Source organism: Chamaesiphon minutus PCC 6605 (assembly GCF_000317145.1).
Taxonomy (GTDB): domain Bacteria; phylum Cyanobacteriota; class Cyanobacteriia; order Cyanobacteriales; family Chamaesiphonaceae; genus Chamaesiphon; species Chamaesiphon minutus.
Genome location: NC_019697.1, coordinates 1,227,359 through 1,244,723 on the forward strand (window position 1 = coordinate 1,227,359; position 17,365 = coordinate 1,244,723).

The 17,365-nt window shown below is 44.5% G+C and carries 20 protein-coding genes and 1 pseudogene; 1 reads left to right on the forward strand and 20 read right to left on the reverse strand.

What is annotated here, in order from left to right:
• Positions 1-152: 152 nt before the first annotated feature.
• From CHA6605_RS05570 to CHA6605_RS34955, 10 genes are all read right to left on the reverse strand, one after another.
• A complete protein-coding gene (locus CHA6605_RS05570; protein WP_015158547.1) occupies positions 153-809 on the reverse strand; it encodes a DUF6064 family protein in 657 nt (218 codons plus the stop codon).
• Positions 810-866: 57 nt separating this feature from the next.
• Positions 867-2,414, reverse strand: coding sequence for a phytoene desaturase family protein (locus CHA6605_RS05575; RefSeq protein ID WP_232432196.1), 1,548 nt, complete (start codon positions 2,412-2,414; stop codon positions 867-869).
• Entirely contained in the window at positions 2,392-3,339 is a 948-nt protein-coding gene (locus CHA6605_RS05580; protein WP_015158549.1) for a hypothetical protein, read from the reverse strand. The genes CHA6605_RS05575 and CHA6605_RS05580 overlap by 23 nt, the downstream gene beginning before the upstream one ends.
• Positions 3,340-3,382: 43 nt before the next feature.
• Positions 3,383-4,231 (reverse strand): DUF6920 family protein, encoded by an 849-nt coding sequence (locus tag CHA6605_RS05585; RefSeq protein ID WP_015158550.1) that lies wholly within the window; start codon positions 4,229-4,231, stop codon positions 3,383-3,385.
• Between the two features lie 96 nt (positions 4,232-4,327).
• The gene (locus tag CHA6605_RS05590) at positions 4,328-4,699 is read right to left on the reverse strand and encodes a hypothetical protein (protein ID WP_015158551.1); all 372 of its coding nucleotides are present in this window, start codon (positions 4,697-4,699) and stop codon (positions 4,328-4,330) included.
• Positions 4,700-4,728: 29 nt separating this feature from the next.
• Positions 4,729-5,634 carry a DUF3267 domain-containing protein gene (locus CHA6605_RS05595; RefSeq protein WP_015158552.1) on the reverse strand — a complete coding sequence of 302 codons (906 nt, stop codon included), beginning with the start codon at positions 5,632-5,634 and terminating at the stop codon, positions 4,729-4,731.
• 282 nt (positions 5,635-5,916) lie between these two features.
• Positions 5,917-6,435 carry a hypothetical protein gene (locus tag CHA6605_RS31345; protein WP_015158554.1) on the reverse strand — a complete coding sequence of 173 codons (519 nt, stop codon included), beginning with the start codon at positions 6,433-6,435 and terminating at the stop codon, positions 5,917-5,919.
• Entirely contained in the window at positions 6,436-6,945 is a 510-nt protein-coding gene (locus tag CHA6605_RS05610; protein WP_015158555.1) for a hypothetical protein, read from the reverse strand.
• A gap of 58 nt (positions 6,946-7,003) precedes the next feature.
• Positions 7,004-8,266: an alpha/beta fold hydrolase gene (locus tag CHA6605_RS05615; RefSeq protein WP_015158556.1), complete on the reverse strand. Its 1,263-nt coding sequence runs from the start codon at positions 8,264-8,266 to the stop codon at positions 7,004-7,006.
• 12 nt (positions 8,267-8,278) lie between these two features.
• On the reverse strand, positions 8,279-8,611 hold the full coding sequence (locus CHA6605_RS34955) for a GIN domain-containing protein (RefSeq protein WP_198288439.1): 333 nt from the start codon (positions 8,609-8,611) through the stop codon (positions 8,279-8,281).
• Positions 8,612-8,630: 19 nt separating this feature from the next.
• On the opposite strand from CHA6605_RS34955, the gene CHA6605_RS34960 reads away from it, so the two are divergent.
• Positions 8,631-8,846 carry a hypothetical protein gene (locus CHA6605_RS34960; protein WP_198288440.1) on the forward strand — a complete coding sequence of 72 codons (216 nt, stop codon included), beginning with the start codon at positions 8,631-8,633 and terminating at the stop codon, positions 8,844-8,846.
• Positions 8,847-9,124: 278 nt separating this feature from the next.
• Here the strand turns inward: CHA6605_RS34960 and CHA6605_RS31350 are convergent, their stop codons facing one another.
• The 10 genes and pseudogenes from CHA6605_RS31350 to CHA6605_RS05670 all read right to left on the reverse strand — a co-directional run.
• Positions 9,125-9,715, reverse strand: coding sequence for a PspC domain-containing protein (locus CHA6605_RS31350; RefSeq protein WP_015158557.1), 591 nt, complete (start codon positions 9,713-9,715; stop codon positions 9,125-9,127).
• A 51-nt stretch (positions 9,716-9,766) separates the two neighbouring features.
• Positions 9,767-10,297, reverse strand: coding sequence for a DUF3122 domain-containing protein (locus tag CHA6605_RS05630; protein ID WP_015158558.1), 531 nt, complete (start codon positions 10,295-10,297; stop codon positions 9,767-9,769).
• A 67-nt stretch (positions 10,298-10,364) separates the two neighbouring features.
• The gene (locus tag CHA6605_RS35485) at positions 10,365-10,682 is read right to left on the reverse strand and encodes a rhodanese-like domain-containing protein (RefSeq protein WP_232432197.1); all 318 of its coding nucleotides are present in this window, start codon (positions 10,680-10,682) and stop codon (positions 10,365-10,367) included.
• Between the two features lie 206 nt (positions 10,683-10,888).
• On the reverse strand, positions 10,889-11,887 hold the full coding sequence (locus CHA6605_RS05640; RefSeq protein ID WP_015158559.1) for a permease: 999 nt from the start codon (positions 11,885-11,887) through the stop codon (positions 10,889-10,891).
• 13 nt (positions 11,888-11,900) lie between these two features.
• Entirely contained in the window at positions 11,901-12,143 is a 243-nt protein-coding gene (locus CHA6605_RS05645) for a thioredoxin family protein (protein ID WP_015158560.1), read from the reverse strand.
• Between the two features lie 248 nt (positions 12,144-12,391).
• On the reverse strand, positions 12,392-15,013 hold the full coding sequence (locus CHA6605_RS05650; RefSeq protein WP_015158561.1) for a cation-translocating P-type ATPase: 2,622 nt from the start codon (positions 15,011-15,013) through the stop codon (positions 12,392-12,394).
• Between the two features lie 132 nt (positions 15,014-15,145).
• Complete coding sequence (locus CHA6605_RS05655; RefSeq protein ID WP_015158562.1) at positions 15,146-15,466, reverse strand: hypothetical protein; 321 nt, start codon at positions 15,464-15,466, stop codon at positions 15,146-15,148.
• Positions 15,467-15,522: 56 nt separating this feature from the next.
• Positions 15,523-15,900 carry a hypothetical protein gene (locus tag CHA6605_RS05660; protein ID WP_015158563.1) on the reverse strand — a complete coding sequence of 126 codons (378 nt, stop codon included), beginning with the start codon at positions 15,898-15,900 and terminating at the stop codon, positions 15,523-15,525.
• 287 nt (positions 15,901-16,187) lie between these two features.
• Entirely contained in the window at positions 16,188-16,817 is a 630-nt protein-coding gene (locus CHA6605_RS05665) for a hypothetical protein (RefSeq protein ID WP_015158564.1), read from the reverse strand.
• A pseudogene (locus CHA6605_RS05670) lies at positions 16,814-17,209 on the reverse strand (sodium-independent anion transporter); the annotation flags it as partial. The gene CHA6605_RS05665 and the pseudogene CHA6605_RS05670, both read right to left, overlap by 4 nt.
• Positions 17,210-17,365 lie beyond the last annotated feature (156 nt).

Here is a 17,365-nt window from a genome sequence, read left to right on the forward strand (position 1 = left end):
GATTTTACAAGTAAAAATAATATTCACTATATTCCATCATATTAAAAAAAGATGAGGAACCTGTGAGGAAAGCCTGAAAAGTAGATATTAGCGAATATTTATTGTATCAAAATTTGCTAATATCTGGATGCTGAGTAATGCCAACTACATGTTCATAATACTTTCTCTGTTTTTGGTGATAAATTGTGCCTAATAATAACTGTTGTGCCGATCGTTCCAGCGACAAGCAGCCCAAAATCTTCTTTAATTCCAAAACTCAATGCCGCAGAAGTTCCGACAAGCGACCATAAAACTGGAATAATGAATAAACTCAATCGAAATCTTTTATCTGTCCAAAGCAGCAATCCAAACGTAAAAATTACTGTCGGACAAGGCGTGCCGAATGTAGGTGATGCCAGAAAAGTCCGTCCTAGCACATAGCCAATTAACGGATAAAATACCAGAGCATAAGCAATGAAAATTGCAGCGAAAATACTATATAAATTTTGGCCAGCTCGAAAAGTTAACCGATTCCTGACTACACCTTCGTATAAAAATAATAAGCCTTGAATAATGAATAATGTACCGAACAGATATGCGGGTGGACTGATTGCTGTAAAGAAAATTAAATGATAAACAATCCCCATCCACAGCCAAAGAAAACCAAGTGAGCATGAAATAAGTTTGCTCGCGAATGCTTTTCGACTTGTTGCTAGGAAAACTGTAGCGACCGCTACTAGAATTAGTGCAAACTGAAACGGATATATAGCGTGATTATACTTCTCGAATATCTGAATAAATTGTTCGGTGGTAAAAGGTATTCTAGGCATGATGGTTAGCAATGTGATACTAGAGTGTAAAACCTAAATTGGACATTATTTTATAATTTATATTCTTTGAGTAAAAATGGGTATTGTAGCCCTAAAAATTCGGTTGTCTTCCCGACAAATTTGCTGAATAATATTACGTCCCGACATTGCCACCACTGGCACACTCCCACCTGGTTCGACCCATTGCCCGATCGCATAAAAATTCCGTAGATTAGGTAAAGTTTTCGGCAAGCCTTTTATCGATAATGGGAGGGTTTGTTTGGTCAGGAGCCAACCACAACTCGATCCTTGCCAGTTGCCCGTATAACGTTCGTAGGTGAGTGGTGTAGCCACATCTATAAATTCAATATCATCCTTAATACCAGGATAAAATCGCTCTAAAATATCGATAAGAATTTGTGATTCTTGGATTTCCTCTGCATCGTAGATCGATCGACCATAAATGCGTTGCCAATACTCATAATTAGTCGTCAGCACTACCATCAGTACCGATTTTTCCTGTGGTGCTAAAGATGGATCGAAGCAATAGTGTTTGACCCCAATCTCGTACCGCTCCTCCCCCGCAATTACTACAGGTTCAGCCAGCAAATGAGTAGTCCAATGCGGTTCTGCTGATAGATCGCGATTTACGCCCAGTGATACCTGTAGTTGGGAATGAATCGGCAAATGTCCATCATAGTAACGTTGGATCTCGCGGGGGACATATTGTCGATCTATTAAACTGAAAAGTGTATTGTGACCATCACAAGCGGAAATCACTCGATCTGCATAGCATTCTTCGTTGTTATACAACCGCACCCCAATCGCCTGATGTTTCTCAATTACAATCTTTTCTACTTGCGATTCGTAGTGAATTTCACCGCCTAATTCCAAATAGCGATCGGCAATCTTTTCGGCAAATTGGAGCGATCCACCTAGCGGAAAGCCAGCATTTTTGGTGTGCATATAAGCTAGTAATGACATTCCTACCATCACAGGAATATCTTCCCAGCCAAACATCTGGGGAATGGCGCGGCGGAGAAAGGGATCTTGAAACTTTTCGGCAAAATCTGCTGCTGAAAGGTTTCCCCACCGCGCCAGTGGGCAGACAAATGGCAACATTTTCCGTGCTAACTTTCCCCAGTCTCCTAACTGCATCAATGCTTTGGGCTGCTGTTGAAGTAGTGACAAGTCGAAGCGAGTAAAAGTGCGAATCCCCATACAGAAATCGCTAATTAATCGTCGATCTAGCGGTGATAATTCCTTTAAATGCTGCTCCAATAGATCGGGATTACTGTAGACAATTAAAGTTTTCCCGTCGGGTTCGCTCACACGCAGTAATTCATCGTGATGGACAAATTGTTGCTGTGGCACAACGCCAAGTTCCTCCCAGAGCTGGTAGAAAGGCTGTCCTCGTGCAGAGCCAAACAAATAGTGAATGCAACCGTCAAACACAAATCCCTGTCGCTGCCATGCCGTACAGAGTCCACCTGGTCGATCGTGCATCTCAAAGATCTGAGTTTGATAACCATTCATCTGGGCATAGCAACCTGCGGCTAGCCCAGCAATTCCCGCCCCAATAATGACGATCGCGTCACCGCATTTATGCTTCATGAGAGATTTCATCCGAAAGATTACGGAAAAGTGCCAACGTAAACCAGATTGCATACAGTGTCAGGATCGCAAAGGAAGCCACGAATCCGATGAACTGTGGCATGTCGATGAAGCCTGCTAGCATTTGGAGCGTGCCAGCAGTCAGCAGATTGGTTCCGAGCATCACTGTAAATACTAGCAATATGGATGAAAGTAAGTAGCCCAAAGGGTTTCGGTGTAGTAGCATTACACCAGCGGCAATCAGTGCAGGTGCAACAATGCCCATATCGATCGCATAAGTAATTACAGTGGTATAGCTCCATACTTCCGGCGGTGCTTTGCCCTCAACTAGTGCGGGAATAATGCTCAAAACTGGCCAGATTAATAGCAACACTATCCCAGACACGATCGAGTAAATTCCAATATTTCTGCGTGGCAAGTGAGCAGAAAAGTGGGCGGGTAACGTCGCCAAATCAAAAGACATTAACGTCAGAATTAGCCCAAATAAACTAGCCGACATCAGCACGACATAGACGAGGAATAAATGGTTGTAAGCTGCGCCAAACGCCATTGAACAGTAGTTGTACAGAAAGTAAGCTAGCGTACCAGCCAACAATAATCCACCCTTGACGGAGCCATGTCGATAGCGCAAGAGGGAGAATATTAGCGTGGGGATACCCAAAATTAGTGTTACCGCATCACCTGCTTTAAAACCCATCGCCATTAGCGTCGTATCATAGCGGTACAAGCCTCTTCCGACGATCGATACAGTATCTCCTCGGAGTGTATTAAAAGAAAATAAATTGCCCTCATCTTGCCAAAACAAGCCGATACTGGTGGCGACTAATGCCAGTAAGATAATTAGGGCTGTCAACCAGGTAACTAGATTAGAAATTTTTATCGTTGGCGAAGCCTCTCCCGTGGAGAATCGTTGTGAAAGTACATTAGAGAGCGTCAATCACTAGTAAGATGTCTACGTTGTAGCCTATGTCTTCATCCCGTCAGGGTGCAAATTCATAGTTAATCTCTGTAACTTTTCCTTTGTAATAGAGCCGAATGCCGTCTGGATACTCCCATCCCACCTCGCCTTCTAAAGGAATCAGCATCTCGTTACACACTGAATAGTTCCAAAACCTGCCGCTCCAAGGCATCGCAGTCAGCTTGTCACGACAACGCGCTTCAGCCCGCATGGTTTCGATCGTTCCTTCAGCATTAAACCGAAACACGAGGGAAACCGTTGTTGGAGCATCGGTCAATGTAGCGCGGGCGGAGGTATCGTCAATGGCTTCCCAGCGCACACCCTGACTGGGTAATAGTGCTGTCGGATACCAAGGCATCTCGGCAAAAAATCGCAGCAGTTCACCCTGGGCGGCTGCTGGTGTATCGCGCACATCGGCAACGGTAAACAGACCGAGTAATGATGCGTGTAAGCTGCCTGCTCCTAACGCATAAGCATCATGAACAAAGGCACTCACACCCGGAGCCATCTGAATCCGTGCATCCCAATCGAACCCTGACCGTTGAGTTGTCACAAATTGAGTGGCAGTAAACGGACTCCACTTCGCTTCCGTCTCACTCATATTGAATATTCCCTGCTGAGAAAGATTGACCGCCGCCACGATCGGTTGTCCCTCCTTCAATACAACCCGAAAGAATCGCTGCACCGGATCTGGCAAGCCTTCAAGCTCCTTTGCATCATAGGTTTTGGGATTAATAGTTTGCTTCCCATTTGTTAACCGATCGCGCAATCGGTCGGTCTCTAACTGCCACTGATACTTACCATAAAGACTTGCTATTCCAAACAAAACAATGACTGATACGGTAATAATTACGATCGATTTTATCCACATAATACTGACCTAGTGTTGTTGATTTAGGATTTGATAGAGTGTGACGATCGAAGAATTTATCGATCGCTGTAAAAATACATCAAAGATTTTTATATTTCACGATTTTATGCTTACATAGGCTTTGAAGGTTAGAAAAATCCCGACTGCCAGAAGAATGAGTTCCAGCACTAGCAGGGCAGTAGTGTTTTGGGCACCCTGCTGGTAGAGCTTTGTCGCAAACATCCGAAACAGTCCACCGAAAATGGCAAACCAACCGATCAGCGTTACCAGCACTGTCCAGTCGCCCATCCAACGATTGTGAGCGCGGACGATCGCCAGACCAGCAACAAAGAGCAAAGTGCCTGAAAGGTAAACTACGGGGGCAATTTGGGTGTCATAGAGATGAGGCTGGATAAATGCGGATTCGGATATGGTCATTGCAATTAGAGTGGGGCCGACTAATCCGGCGATATGTTTTGAGTTTGTCACTTTAACTCCTTTTTTCGATGATTCCTAATTTAGAAGGGAAGTCTGAGTCGTCTAAGCATATTAGTTATGAAAGTTAGCAACAATAATGTGAAAATAACTATTACAAAAGACAGTGCGGTAAATTTAAAACTAAATCCTTTTTGAGTATTTTCCCAACGCATAAGCAAGAAAAAATTACTGTCAATCGCAAACGAAGGGGCTTCTAATATTTTCAATATTGGTAATAGCAAAAAGCCAAAGATTGACATCAACACAAAAGTCGTCAAAACAATATTTAGCAAAGCTTTTCTACCCGAACTAGATCTACTTTTATCACTGCTAGTAAAAGGAAGTTCTTGGCGAGTCACATTCAGAGGGGCATAAATTGCGATGCTTTCTTCCCGATCTTCAACTTCAATTGATTTTGGGCAACGTAGTAATTGTACTGAGATCCAGATATCGCCAATTGCACCGCTTGTATTGAATGCAATTACCCAAATTAACCAAGGTGCTTGGGGGAAAATTGTCAGCATTAGCAAAGATACAATATCAATGACTAATAACGGGGCTAAAATAATGACAATAAAAGCATTACGGCGAAAAATGTCACCAGGCGAAGTGGCATAAGCAAGGGGTAAGAAATATTTAACTTTTAATCCATAACGTGGGGAACCACCAAAGGTCGCAAACGCAATTCCATGCACTAATTCATGAATAATTGTGGTGGCAAAAGTAATAGCAATCAAAACCACTAAACCAATAATTCCTTGCCAAATTCCACCTTCAGCACTTTTGATACTGAAAGACACTGTTTGGTGATGAATGATGGCGTAATACCAACTGGCACCAGAGGCTGTCAGTATGAACAGGAATAAACTTAAAGTAGTCCAAATTAGTAATACTTCTGGAGTTAAACGAAATACATAAAGTGCCTCAGTACGAGTTGTTCTATTCATGATTTACACTCTCGTTGTAATTGTTCTGATATCGATTGAAAATTTTTGAGGATCGTGAATTTTCTAAGATAGGGTTTCTAATATGATTTTCGGCTCTTTCTTTGATGCCCAACATACATTTTCTCATCATAATAATGTCTCCAACATCATAGAGAATGTAATAAATAATCCAGGGAAAGCTAAAATCATATTTTGTTCTTAATCTAGTACTGGGCGGCATAAATAACCCTAGTATCATGAGCGGCTTGTTTTATCCGATCTCCTACTTTAAGAATGGTTGGGTTATTTATGCCGTGGACTACTAGTTATTAGCCTAGTATTACCAGCTCCGGTTTGCTGTAAGAACCAACCCCATGTTCCATTTCCTTTTCTATCCCACCATAAGATATACTCCGGTTCTCGATAATCTTTCACCCACATTCCGTTCTTTTGGTTAGGAGTAAATGGAATAAAGTAATCTTGTTCGATTCTTTGATATTTTGGGATGATGTCTCTCGAACTCGGCACGTTGGCATTGTCGATGAGATCGATACTATAAAAGCCTGCCCTTCCAGAACCAATTTGAATTATCCATTTCCATACTTCAGTTGGTGGAGCTTCGTTGGCGGAGCCTCTCAGAATGAGAATCGATACCGCTCTGGTAGCAACGAAATTAGGCTTTTGAACGATATCATCACCAGACATCGCGCAGTTGACTTCATCATCTGTCGCGCCCCAGCGAAGTTGCCAGGGGCGCAAGATTTTAAGATAGAAGAGCAGGATAAAAATTACGAAAATAGTGACAAGAGTGAATAATTGCATTTAATTAAAACTCTGTTGATGATAGATGACTGCATGTATGGTGTGAGAGATCGCAAAAATAACCGCTGGCACAATATAAAAAATTGGCCGATAGTGTAAACGTTTTGTGAAGTAGAATTTTTCACCGAGCAAGCCTAGCCCGATCGTCCAAAATACATTTGTGTAAGCTGAAGCTGCAAAACCGAGCGTGCTGGTACTCCAATCACTGCTGGGGAAAAAATTCTGAGTCCCGTAGGACAGATAGTAAAGTATTACCCCCGCCAAATACAAAGCTAACCCTCGTTTTTGAGTTGTGGTGGATATGCCAATCGAAAAAAATGCGGGCATCGCAAATACAAAAGTTCGCCCAATGCTTTCGATATTTACTAATACATCTGGGATACCTTCATTGAATTGGGCAGGTGTCAAGGTATTTGGGAGAAATGTCATCAGGCTTAGACTAAAGAGCAGGGGTGGAAATGTCAGCCAAACACCATTTTTAATGATGTCGGTTGTAGTAATTTTCATCATTATTTCTCTACATACTCACTGGATTCAAAATCTTGTTCACGATTCTCTTTCAGAGAGGCTACGCCAACGTATCGACGAACTTTTCTGTCTCATTCATCCAGGGATTATGACCTGAATTTTCAAACCAAATTAATTCTTTGCGCGGTGCAGTCAAGAGATTGAAATACTCCTCGGTCAGCTTCGGCGGTGCGTTTACATCGTAGCGACCAATCAGAAAGTAGACGGGTACTTCGAGGCGTTTCGCTTGTTTGCGAAAGTCTACATCCCATAGTTGCGGGTAGACCACGCCGAACGTGTCCAGCAGCCCTCGGACGAAATTTAGCTTGTCATACAGTCCGTACTCGGAACCAGCAAGGTCTTGGAAAGTATTGAACCCCGAATTTGCGATCGCTGGATTCTTATTCATATAATCGAATGTCTCTGAAAGGTAAGCCGCACTCTTCCACAAGACATCCTTACCGTAATAAGGTGGTGGGCCTTGTTGTTTGAGTTTTTCCACTTGTTTCGTGTCGCCTCGTTCCTGTGCCAAACGCAGCGCAAAATCATAGCAAATCCGATCGTTTTCCAGAAACGCGACCATTTGCCCCGTGCCGATAAACGCCTGAAATAATTCTGGGTAACGTTGCACCACCATGATGCCAAGGGCACTCCCCCACGACTCCCCCAATACATAGACCTTTTCTTTACCAAAACGTTGTCGTAGGTTCAAAACCAATTCGTGGGCATCGGTGATGTATCGATCGGGTGTCAACTTAGAACGATCGATCGCATCGAAGGATTTCCCCGCGCCTGGTTGATCCCAATTGACAACGACAAAGCGATCTTCCAGCCTCGTGAGTGCCCGTCGCGCAGTTACGAGTTGGGTTCCACCAGGGCCAACAGCGAGAAAGAGGAGTACGGGATTGCGCGAATCTTTACCACGAATCGTCATCCATTCTTCAGCACCACCGAGCTTGACCTTTTCCATGACCGCAATGCTATTTGGGATAGCCTGACCTTTGGCATCGAGAATGGGTGGTGTGGATGCGAATATTTGTGAGGCGAAAATAGCCAGGAGGGTAATCGCCACAAAGCCTGCAACCTCAATCAGAACAATAGGTACTGTAAAGCCAAACCGAGAAATCGTCACCAGCCAAGCGATCTCTGCCATTGCGAATAGAATTTGAATCGATGGGGGAACAGTGGTGGTACTGGGTAATAGCAAGACTGGAAAAATTACTAGCGCGATGGCGATGGCGACTAGAATTCTCAGCAAGATGAGGGCGATCGTCTTTACTCGTGGTTGTTGCTTGTGATTCTGGCGATGGCTAAGATTATTCACGATGCGTCTCCTTTAATTCGGTGCGATCGTTCGCTGTTTGACCTGACCCAGCCCCTTTCCTGATTTCTGGACTTTGGGAGAACCGATATACTCGACCGATCCGACTCCTGACACCGATACGTCCAACCGATCGCTCACATTTAGCACAGCACTACCCACGCCTTCGCTGTACACAATTGCTTGCTTTGTTTTAAAGCGTTCACCTTGGTAGCCGCCAACTCCTTCAAGGTTAAGATCGAGCGAATCAGCCGCACCTTCGATTGTCATACCGCCCACGCCAGTCAGCGCGATCGTCATGTGTTTGGCTTGGATATTCTTTGCTTCAATATGGCCAACTCCGGTCATCTTAAAACCCTCTAAACTTTTGACTTCTATAACAAACTCAATGGGCTTCGTTGGGTTGATGTCGGTATTATTTACCGTGCCGATTACCTCCGGTAGGCTTCGCCAACGACAGGATACGGTCAGTCACACGACTCTCCAGCAGCGGCAGCAGATTATCTTCAGCGTTAATGGTGAGGGACTCTTTTCCAGTCTGCTGCACCGTGACTTTGCCCTCGGAGTTAAAGGCGATCGATGAAAATCCACTCACCGATCGGGACTCGGTTTTAATAATGCCTGACCCCCGAACGCCACTGCCACCCAGATTGAAAACACAACCTGTGAATAAGGCCAATAAGACCGCGATCAAACCATATAACAGCGATTTGCGGTGGGATAAACGTCGCAAAGGGAAGAATACTTTACTCATGGAATGACCTCTATTACGATTCTCCAGAGGATGGCAATGGGGACAAACTAACTGTCCCGCAAAGGTGTTTTTGGAGTGGTGGGAAATTTTATGTTCGTCGCGTCGATTCATGATTGTGCTCCTATAGGTTGCTGTGGCGATCGCGGCTCAATGGGGAATGCCAACCAACACCACAAGTACAGAAAAATAAATCCAGGGGTGACGATCGCTAACACAACTGCGACAATCCGTATCAATGGTAGGGACTGATGCCAGCGTTGAGCGAGGGCTGAACATACGCCTGCAATGACTTTGTGGCGACGACTTCGGTAAAAAGTAGCCGGAGGTTGCTCTGAAATGCCTGCTGAGGTTCGCGATCTCTGATGGTTTAAAATCCAGGAAAGCAGCAGCCCAATCGCCCCTACAACCGCCGATGGAATAGCAAAAATCGCCAGCCAGTGCGACATTACCAACCCAGAAATAGCGTCTCCTAGCCAAACCGGATCGGGACAACGAAAGCGGACAGCTTCCGCCGAACAACCGAATTGTTTAGCCAAACCAAATGCGCCCCAAGTCACGAGCAACGGCGAAATTCCATAGAAGACGCAAACACTCAGCAAAAACCAGTGCCAGCGGGTCGAAAGTCGTCGGAAAAATGCGATTGCGGCGATCGCAGGGCCAACTAATAAAAATACATAAATCAACGACATGTAAAGCATGAGTTTTCCTGAATTAAGGTTCTCGATTTAGTTGCTCAACCGTTCATTAATTTAACGATCTGCGATTGTTTGCCACTCTTGAATCGCGATCGATGGGATTTGTAACTCAATGGCTCCGCCAGTGAGCATCGGTAAAGTTAGCTCCAGCGGAATTTCAGATTGCAACTGTGGTAGCACAGGCTGAATGTCATATTCACCAACGTTTGCTAAAGCGGTTGCGCCCTGAGAAATTTCGTTAGTAACATCTTTTGCGGTCAAAGTTTGCCCCATTGATGTAGTCAGGGTTAGAGGTTGAGTGTGGTCTAATTCCACCGCACCCAGAAAGCCCACCAGTCGCAGGGAAACCATCTCACTACCGTCGGGACGGACACGCTTGAAGGCGACTACCTGCCAAGACTTTCCGGTGCGATCGCGCAGGTTTTGGCGGGACTGGTAGAGCATCTGTCCTGGAGCTTCTTCAATTTGGGTTACAGTAGCAAAGGCGGTTAGGGGACTGAAAATCACCAACAAAAGGCAGATTGAGGCGGCTAGTAGCCAGCGAATCGGACGAATTTTAGACGTGTTCGAGTAGATAAAATTCATTATAAAATTTCTCATTAAAGTTAATTTTTTTGACAGTAAATCTAGTAGTTACCTTATTGTTTAACAACTAATTCCCCCTAGCTTTCCAGCCTAGAAAGCTAGGGGGAAACCCTTGCACGTTATCGTAGTTAAATAGATGCAGCGTCATCACTCCCATGCCCGATCGATAGCCGGAAGAACAGTACAGAACTACGGAGCGATCGGTTGGAATTTTACTTAAATTTCGAGCCAAAGTTTGGAGTGGAATATTTATTGCATTAGGGATATGCCCAGCTCGATACTCAGAGGCTTCTCGCACATCCACTAATAAGGTTTGAGAGTTATCTAACTGGCTTTTGAGCTTTTCGACACTGGCGATCGTGTAATAGCCTGCTGGCATCGACATCAGAAATCGTTCGCGAAGCGTAGGCTCTGCCTAATCGACTTGCAATTCCAGATTGAGTGGTTTAGGTGAATTTGATATCTTTGATTGAGATATCGATGTGGTTTCTGTGAGAGTTGCCGCTAAAATTGAATTTTGGCTAGGATCGATCGATCCACAAAACCACAGCGCGAATCCTAGTAATATAGTCTGAATTAGTTTTTTGATTATCATATAATTATGGCGTTGAATATATAGCCAATGCTGATAATGCCCATAGTCATTAACCCAATGAATGTGGCTAATAGTTGAGGACGTAGTACCTTTTTGAGAATTACCATTTCCGGCAGCGATAGTGCTGTTACTGCCATTGTGAAAGCTAAAACTGTACCCATCGGCATTCCTTTATTTACTAAAGCTTCGGTAATTGGCATGACTCCCGCAATGTTTGCATAAAGCGGTACGCCTAAAATTACCGCAATTGGTACTGCAAATGGATTATTTGCACCTGCATATTTAATGATAAAATCTGTCGGCACATAGCCATGAATTCCGGCTCCGATTGCGATTCCACCCACCACATATAGCCATACAGATCGGACAATTTCACTCGATTGATATCTTCCTTGCTCGAATCTTTGTTTCCAAGTTAGGGATACTGGTTTTAAATTATCCTCGTCGTCTGGAGTCATTAATTGGCGAGATTTTTGCAGTTCCCATACAAACGGTTCTACCCATTTCTCTAATTTTAGTAGCCCGATAATGTATCCTGCCGCGATCGCTAAACCCACACCAAAGCCGATATAGATCAGCGTTACTTTTAACCCAAATAGTCCCCACAATAGAATTACGGCAACCTCGTTTACCATTGGGGCTGACATTAGATAAGAAAAGGTCACACCTAAAGGAACACCTGCTTCCAAAAAGCCGATAAATAAAGGCACCGCAGAGCAAGAACAAAAAGGTGTGACAATTCCGACCATTGCCGCCAAAACATTTCCTATAAAAGTGCGTTTTCCTTCTAGCAATGAGCGAACGCGCTCTGGTTCTAAAAAGCTCTGAAATGTTCCAACCAAAAAGCTAATGACAATTAGTAATGTCAAAACTTTTGGCACATCGTAAAGAAAGAAGTGCAGACTCGATCCTAAATGCGATCCAAGTGGCAATCCAAAGAGTTGAGTAACAATCTGAGTTGCCAGCCAATCGAACGGATAAAATGGATCGAACATCAATTTATCTCCCTTAAGTCTGCAATAGGGGTTGGATTTGTTCTGGACTGATGACTTGACCTTTGCTAACGACTTTGCCATTAATTATTAGTGCGGGTGTAGACATCACACCACGCATGGCAATTTCAACAGGGTCGGTAATATGTAAAACTTCGGCTGTTAAATTGAGATTTGCTACAGCTTCTTTCGCGTTTGCCTCTAAATGCTGGCACTTTTTGCAGCCTGTCCCAAGAATTTCAATTTTGATTGTGTTCACGATCTATCTCCTGTTTTAAATTTAGTAATACGAGATTTATTAGTACATTATTTTAGAGTCTAGAGCAATAAGTTGAGGAACTTGTGAGGATTATTAAACATGGCTCTCTGGCTCTGTACAACATGGATGATTGGGATAAACTACTTCAATTTGCCGCTTTAAGTGGTCAATCAAAATGAAAATAAATCACTATTGTCAGCCTGAACACAGTAACTATAGAGTAGGTGTTAATAAACTATATTAATCTACTAAATATTTCGGCTTTTAGTTTGCTTTAATAATTCAAACCAGAGTAAGCTAATTAATCCACTACCTAAACAAATAGCTAGATCGATCGGGTGTAAAAAGGAAAAGCTAAACAATTCCCGCAAGAACGGAATATACAGGACGATCGCCATAAAAAACACTCCGCCACCAATTACCCACCACAGAGCCGGATTCGGTGACTTGAGTATTTTCAGACTCAGGCGAGAGGTCGAACTTTCGCTCAAAATTAGTCCTAAATTTGCTATAATCAACGTTGTAAATGTCAATGCACGGATATCTAATTCACCTTGCTGGCGGTAGGTAGCAATTGCAAACACTGTCAGAATAATTACTAAGATTCCGCCCCCTTGCAGTAGTGCTAAACCCAAAGTTTTCTTGCCGAATAATGGTTCTTTGGGATTGCGAGGTGGACGCTTCATTACATTTGCTTCAGCAGGTTCGGCTTCCAGGACAATCGAACAAGCCGGATCGATAATTAAATGTAAAAAGGCAACGTGAATCGGTAGTAATACTAATGGCAGTTTAAACAATACGGGAATCAAAGACATCCCCGCGATCGGAATATGAATCGCGATCAGATATGACATTGCCTTGCGGAGGTTATCAAAAATTCGCCGTCCTAATTTCACCGCTTGGACGATCGATGAAAAATCATCATCCAACAACACCAACGCCGCCGATTCACGCGCAACATCTGTCCCGTGTTGCCCCATTGCAATGCCGATTTGAGCGGCTTTAAGTGCAGGGGCATCATTGACACCATCGCCAGTCATGGCAACGACTTCACCCTTATCTTTGAGGGCATTCACGATGCGTAATTTTTGTTCGGGAACGGCGCGGGCAAAGATACTGGTATTTTCAATCCGCTGCTGAAGTTCGGTGTCGCTCATGCGATCCAATTCCGCGCCAGTTATCGTGTCTCCTGTCTGCAATAAGCCCACCTGACGAGCGATCGATTGAGCCGTTTCTGAATAGTCACCTGTAATCATCACCACGCGAATTCCAGCGTTATGACATTCTTGAATCGCCGCTGCTACAGTTGGGCGGACTGGATCTGAGAGTCCGACTAAGCCGAGAAACTGAAACGGGAAATCGTGTTGTTTATTGGGTAAATGTTCGGGCGTAAGTATCGGATGCGGTGGCAAAAATGGCGGTGGTGCATCTAAAAGAGACGCTTTGGCAACACCCAATACTCGCAATCCTTGAGCCGCCATTTCACTGACTTGGGTTGCCAGAAGTTGCTGCTGTTGGGGCGTAAAATGACAGAGATCCGCGATTGCTTCTGGTGCGCCTTTGGTCGCAATTTCATATTTTTTCCCATCTGCTGATTGCCAAACGTGAGACATTGCCAGCAAATCCGGTGAGAGTGGGTACGCCTTTAACAACATCCAATCATTGTGCAAATGTTCGGTATTTGCAAGAGATCGATCTCCCAATTGTTTAAACGCTTTCTCCATCGGATCGAATGGATCGCGTTGGCTGGCAAGAATACAGAACTCCACTAACTCGTGAACGGCTTCAGGGAGTGGCACTTGTGAATGTAATCCCAAATCATAAAGCTGAGGGTTTTCGGGATGGTTGTAGGCGAATAACTGCTGCACAGCCATCTGATTTAGAGTCAGCGTCCCCGTTTTATCTACACATAAAACTGTTGCCGAGCCGACGGTTTCGACGGCAGAAGTGCGACGTGCTAAGACATGATTTTGAGAAATCCGCCAAGCTCCCAAGGCGAGGAAGATCGTCACGACGACTGGGAATTCATTCGGCAAAATTGCCATCGCTAACGTAATCCCAGCGAGGACTCCTTTGAGCCAATCTCCTGTAGTGGCTCCATAAATGATGACAATTGCCACACATAATGCCAAGGCAATCCCAAATAAGCGACTCACCAGTCGATTCATTTCTCGTTGCAGAGGAGTCACTTCTGGCGGCACTTTTTGTAAAGCGTTGCCAATCTTGCCCATCTCTGTCTGGGTACCGATCGATCGCACCTTGACGATCCCCTGTCCCTGCACCACCAAGGTTCCAGAGTAGACAAACGGTAATTCATCACCCCCAGGACGCGCCATCTCTACATCGCCTACAGCAGCAACTTTGCGGACGGGTAAAGATTCGCCAGTTAATAACGACTCGTCGGTGGAAAGATTGGTGCAAGATATGACGATCGCATCGGCAGGGACTCGATCGCCTTCTGCTAACATTAAAATATCGTCCCGCACCACTTCTCGCCCTGCAATCCGTTTACGTTTTCCATCTCGAATTACCAAGGCACGAGGACTAGAAAGATCGCGCAAGGCTTCTAGAGCGTGTTCGGTTTTGCCTTCTTGGTAGAGACTAATTGCCGTCAGGAAAACGACGAAGCCCAGCAGAATTAATGCTTCCTGAAGGTCGCCTAAAATCCAATAAATAATGCCACCACCAACTAGGAGCAGAAAGATCGGATCTTGGATGCTTTCCCACGCGATCGATAATATATTTCGAGCTTGAGCCGAGGGGAGTTCATTGTAGCCATCGCGTTTGAGCTTGGCGATTGCATCTCGCTCGGATAAGCCAGACATGGAATCACGATCTGTAGATTCTAGCCGAATGACTGGAGAAACCATAAGTCTGTTGCCTCAACTAAATTAGTCAGTTCGTTGGTACAGCCTTTCATTCTGAGCGCGTTGGCGTAGCCTCTCTGCGCAGGCAGACGCTTCGCGAACGGAACGAGAATCCTTATTTGCTTAACTCTGCGATTAGCGATTCCCAGTCCGGCGACGTTCGGCTGCTGCACGCGACCTGATTTGGGTTCTAAAACCACTCCGTTGCAATCTAAGAGCAGCACGTTGAGCATCGAGACGCTCGGCATAAAAACCTGCTAAAGTCCATTTCCGGTTGCGGGGACTACGGTAATGAACCGTATAGCCACGTTGGTAAGTGGGACGTTGGGCTACTTGCAAATTTGTTTTCACAAGCAAGTTCTGGCTAAATGGTTGTGAATTCAGTGCATTTGCCTCAAAAGGCATCGTTACTAAAACCCCCGTATATACCAATGAGATAATAATGATCTTGTTCATAAAAAATGTCTGAGCGATCGCGAATTGAGATCCAGTGCTGCAAACGCGATCGTCATCTAATTTGTTGGTGAATGTTCCTTGGCAAAATACGCTCGAACCTTTGCAGCGATCTGAGGATTCGTCATCTTATCAACTGTTTCGATATCGACAATATGTCCGCCAAGGTGATTTTTTTCAAGTTGTTCTTTTAGTTCACCCTTTGCTTCACCTGGCCCAAAGATGAGAATAGACTCAGCATCTCGAATAGCTGTAATAACCGCAGCATAGTAAATATTCAGATGTTTCGTAAAATCTCGTTGACGGCGGTCGTCAGCAGGTACCTGAACTGATTCATAATTACCCTCAAGTGGTCGGTCGCCAGCCCGCTGAAGCTGTTTTTCAACCCCCGATACTATCTCCTCAATCTTTTCCCCTTGCTCGGTAATAGCTACCACGATCGCCTTCCGATGGTCGATCCATATTCCTGCTTTAGTACTGATTGACTATTTCCTTACTATTATGGTAAAAAGAGAATATATCCCTCGTCTACAATTCTAAAAAACCTTTAATTATTGGCAGCAGTTCTTGCTACGTCTCGCACCCATAAGTATATTAAAAATTCAAAATATATGGAACTATCAAAATGTGGATTTTAGCTTGTATTTTAGAGCCATAATCTCCTCATATTGAGAGAGGTGAAAAAGCAGATTTAACTCTATGAAATTTAAAAAATATGATTCAGTCATCGATCGCGTAGCGTCTGCTTTGCAGAATCCAGATCTCGGCTGACTAATCCTTGAATATCGGTTCGCAATCCAGTGATTTCTGCTTGTAATGCTTTAATCGATTTTGCACTCGCTAATTCTGCATCATCGATTTCGGCATCTCTGTCGATAAAAAATGTGGCTAAAGTTGCCGTTAAATAGCCAAATACCACCACATAGCCAAAGCCGCGCCGCTGAACGCTGGCACCGAATAAGCGCATTCCTCGGTTGGTGCCGATCGTGATGCGTAATAACTGGAAACCTCGCACCGCATGAACCGATCCAAAGGGCTGAATGACTCGCACGATCCGAAAGATCCGCAAGGCTGGAATCAGCAGTGAGAGGGCAATTAGCCAGTGATGTTTGAAATAGATAAGTTTGCGTGGAGCAAGGGTGAATTTGATGCTAAAGTCGAGGATAAAAGCAATCCAAATGGTCGTTCCAATGGCTTCTAAGATTGGAGTTAGCCCCCAAACCAGCTCGACGATAAACAATCCCAACCACGCAAAACTCAACACCAACATCGGCGTTTCTGACCAATCTTCCCACTGTTGCAATACTTCGCTGAACTCTCGTTCTAATGCTGGCTGTTGGTTTGGGGGCTTCATAGCGTATTTAATGAATAGATGGCAGCGTCCGTAGTTTCAAAGCAGTTCTCTCGTCCGATTTTGTCCATCAAGCCAGTCCGCTCCAGTAGCTTTTGAACTTCGGGTTGCAAGCCACTCAGGAGTAGGCGGCAATCGTGCCGTTGCAGATCTTGGTAGATGTCTTGCAGGGCGACAAGTCCAGTGGTGTCCATGTTCGGCACATAGCGCAGCCGCAGCACCAAGTATTTTACGTCAGGTTCATCTCGCAAGAACGTCACAAACCGTTCAGCCGCGCCAAAAAATACTGGCCCATCGACCCGATAAACTGAAATTTGCTTGCTCAACTCTAGCGGGATGCCGGGTGGAAACGCCTCTGTTTCAGGAATTTTGCCCAAATTCAACTCACTCATTCGTCAGGGTGAACGCATCAAAATCGGGTGTAATTCGATCGATCAAAACTAGAATAGCTAACTCAATCGTACTTACTAACTAATTGCACTTATTACAATGCCAATTGAAACTAAAATCAAACATGAGATCCGATTAATTTAATTTAGTGTAGCAGAAAG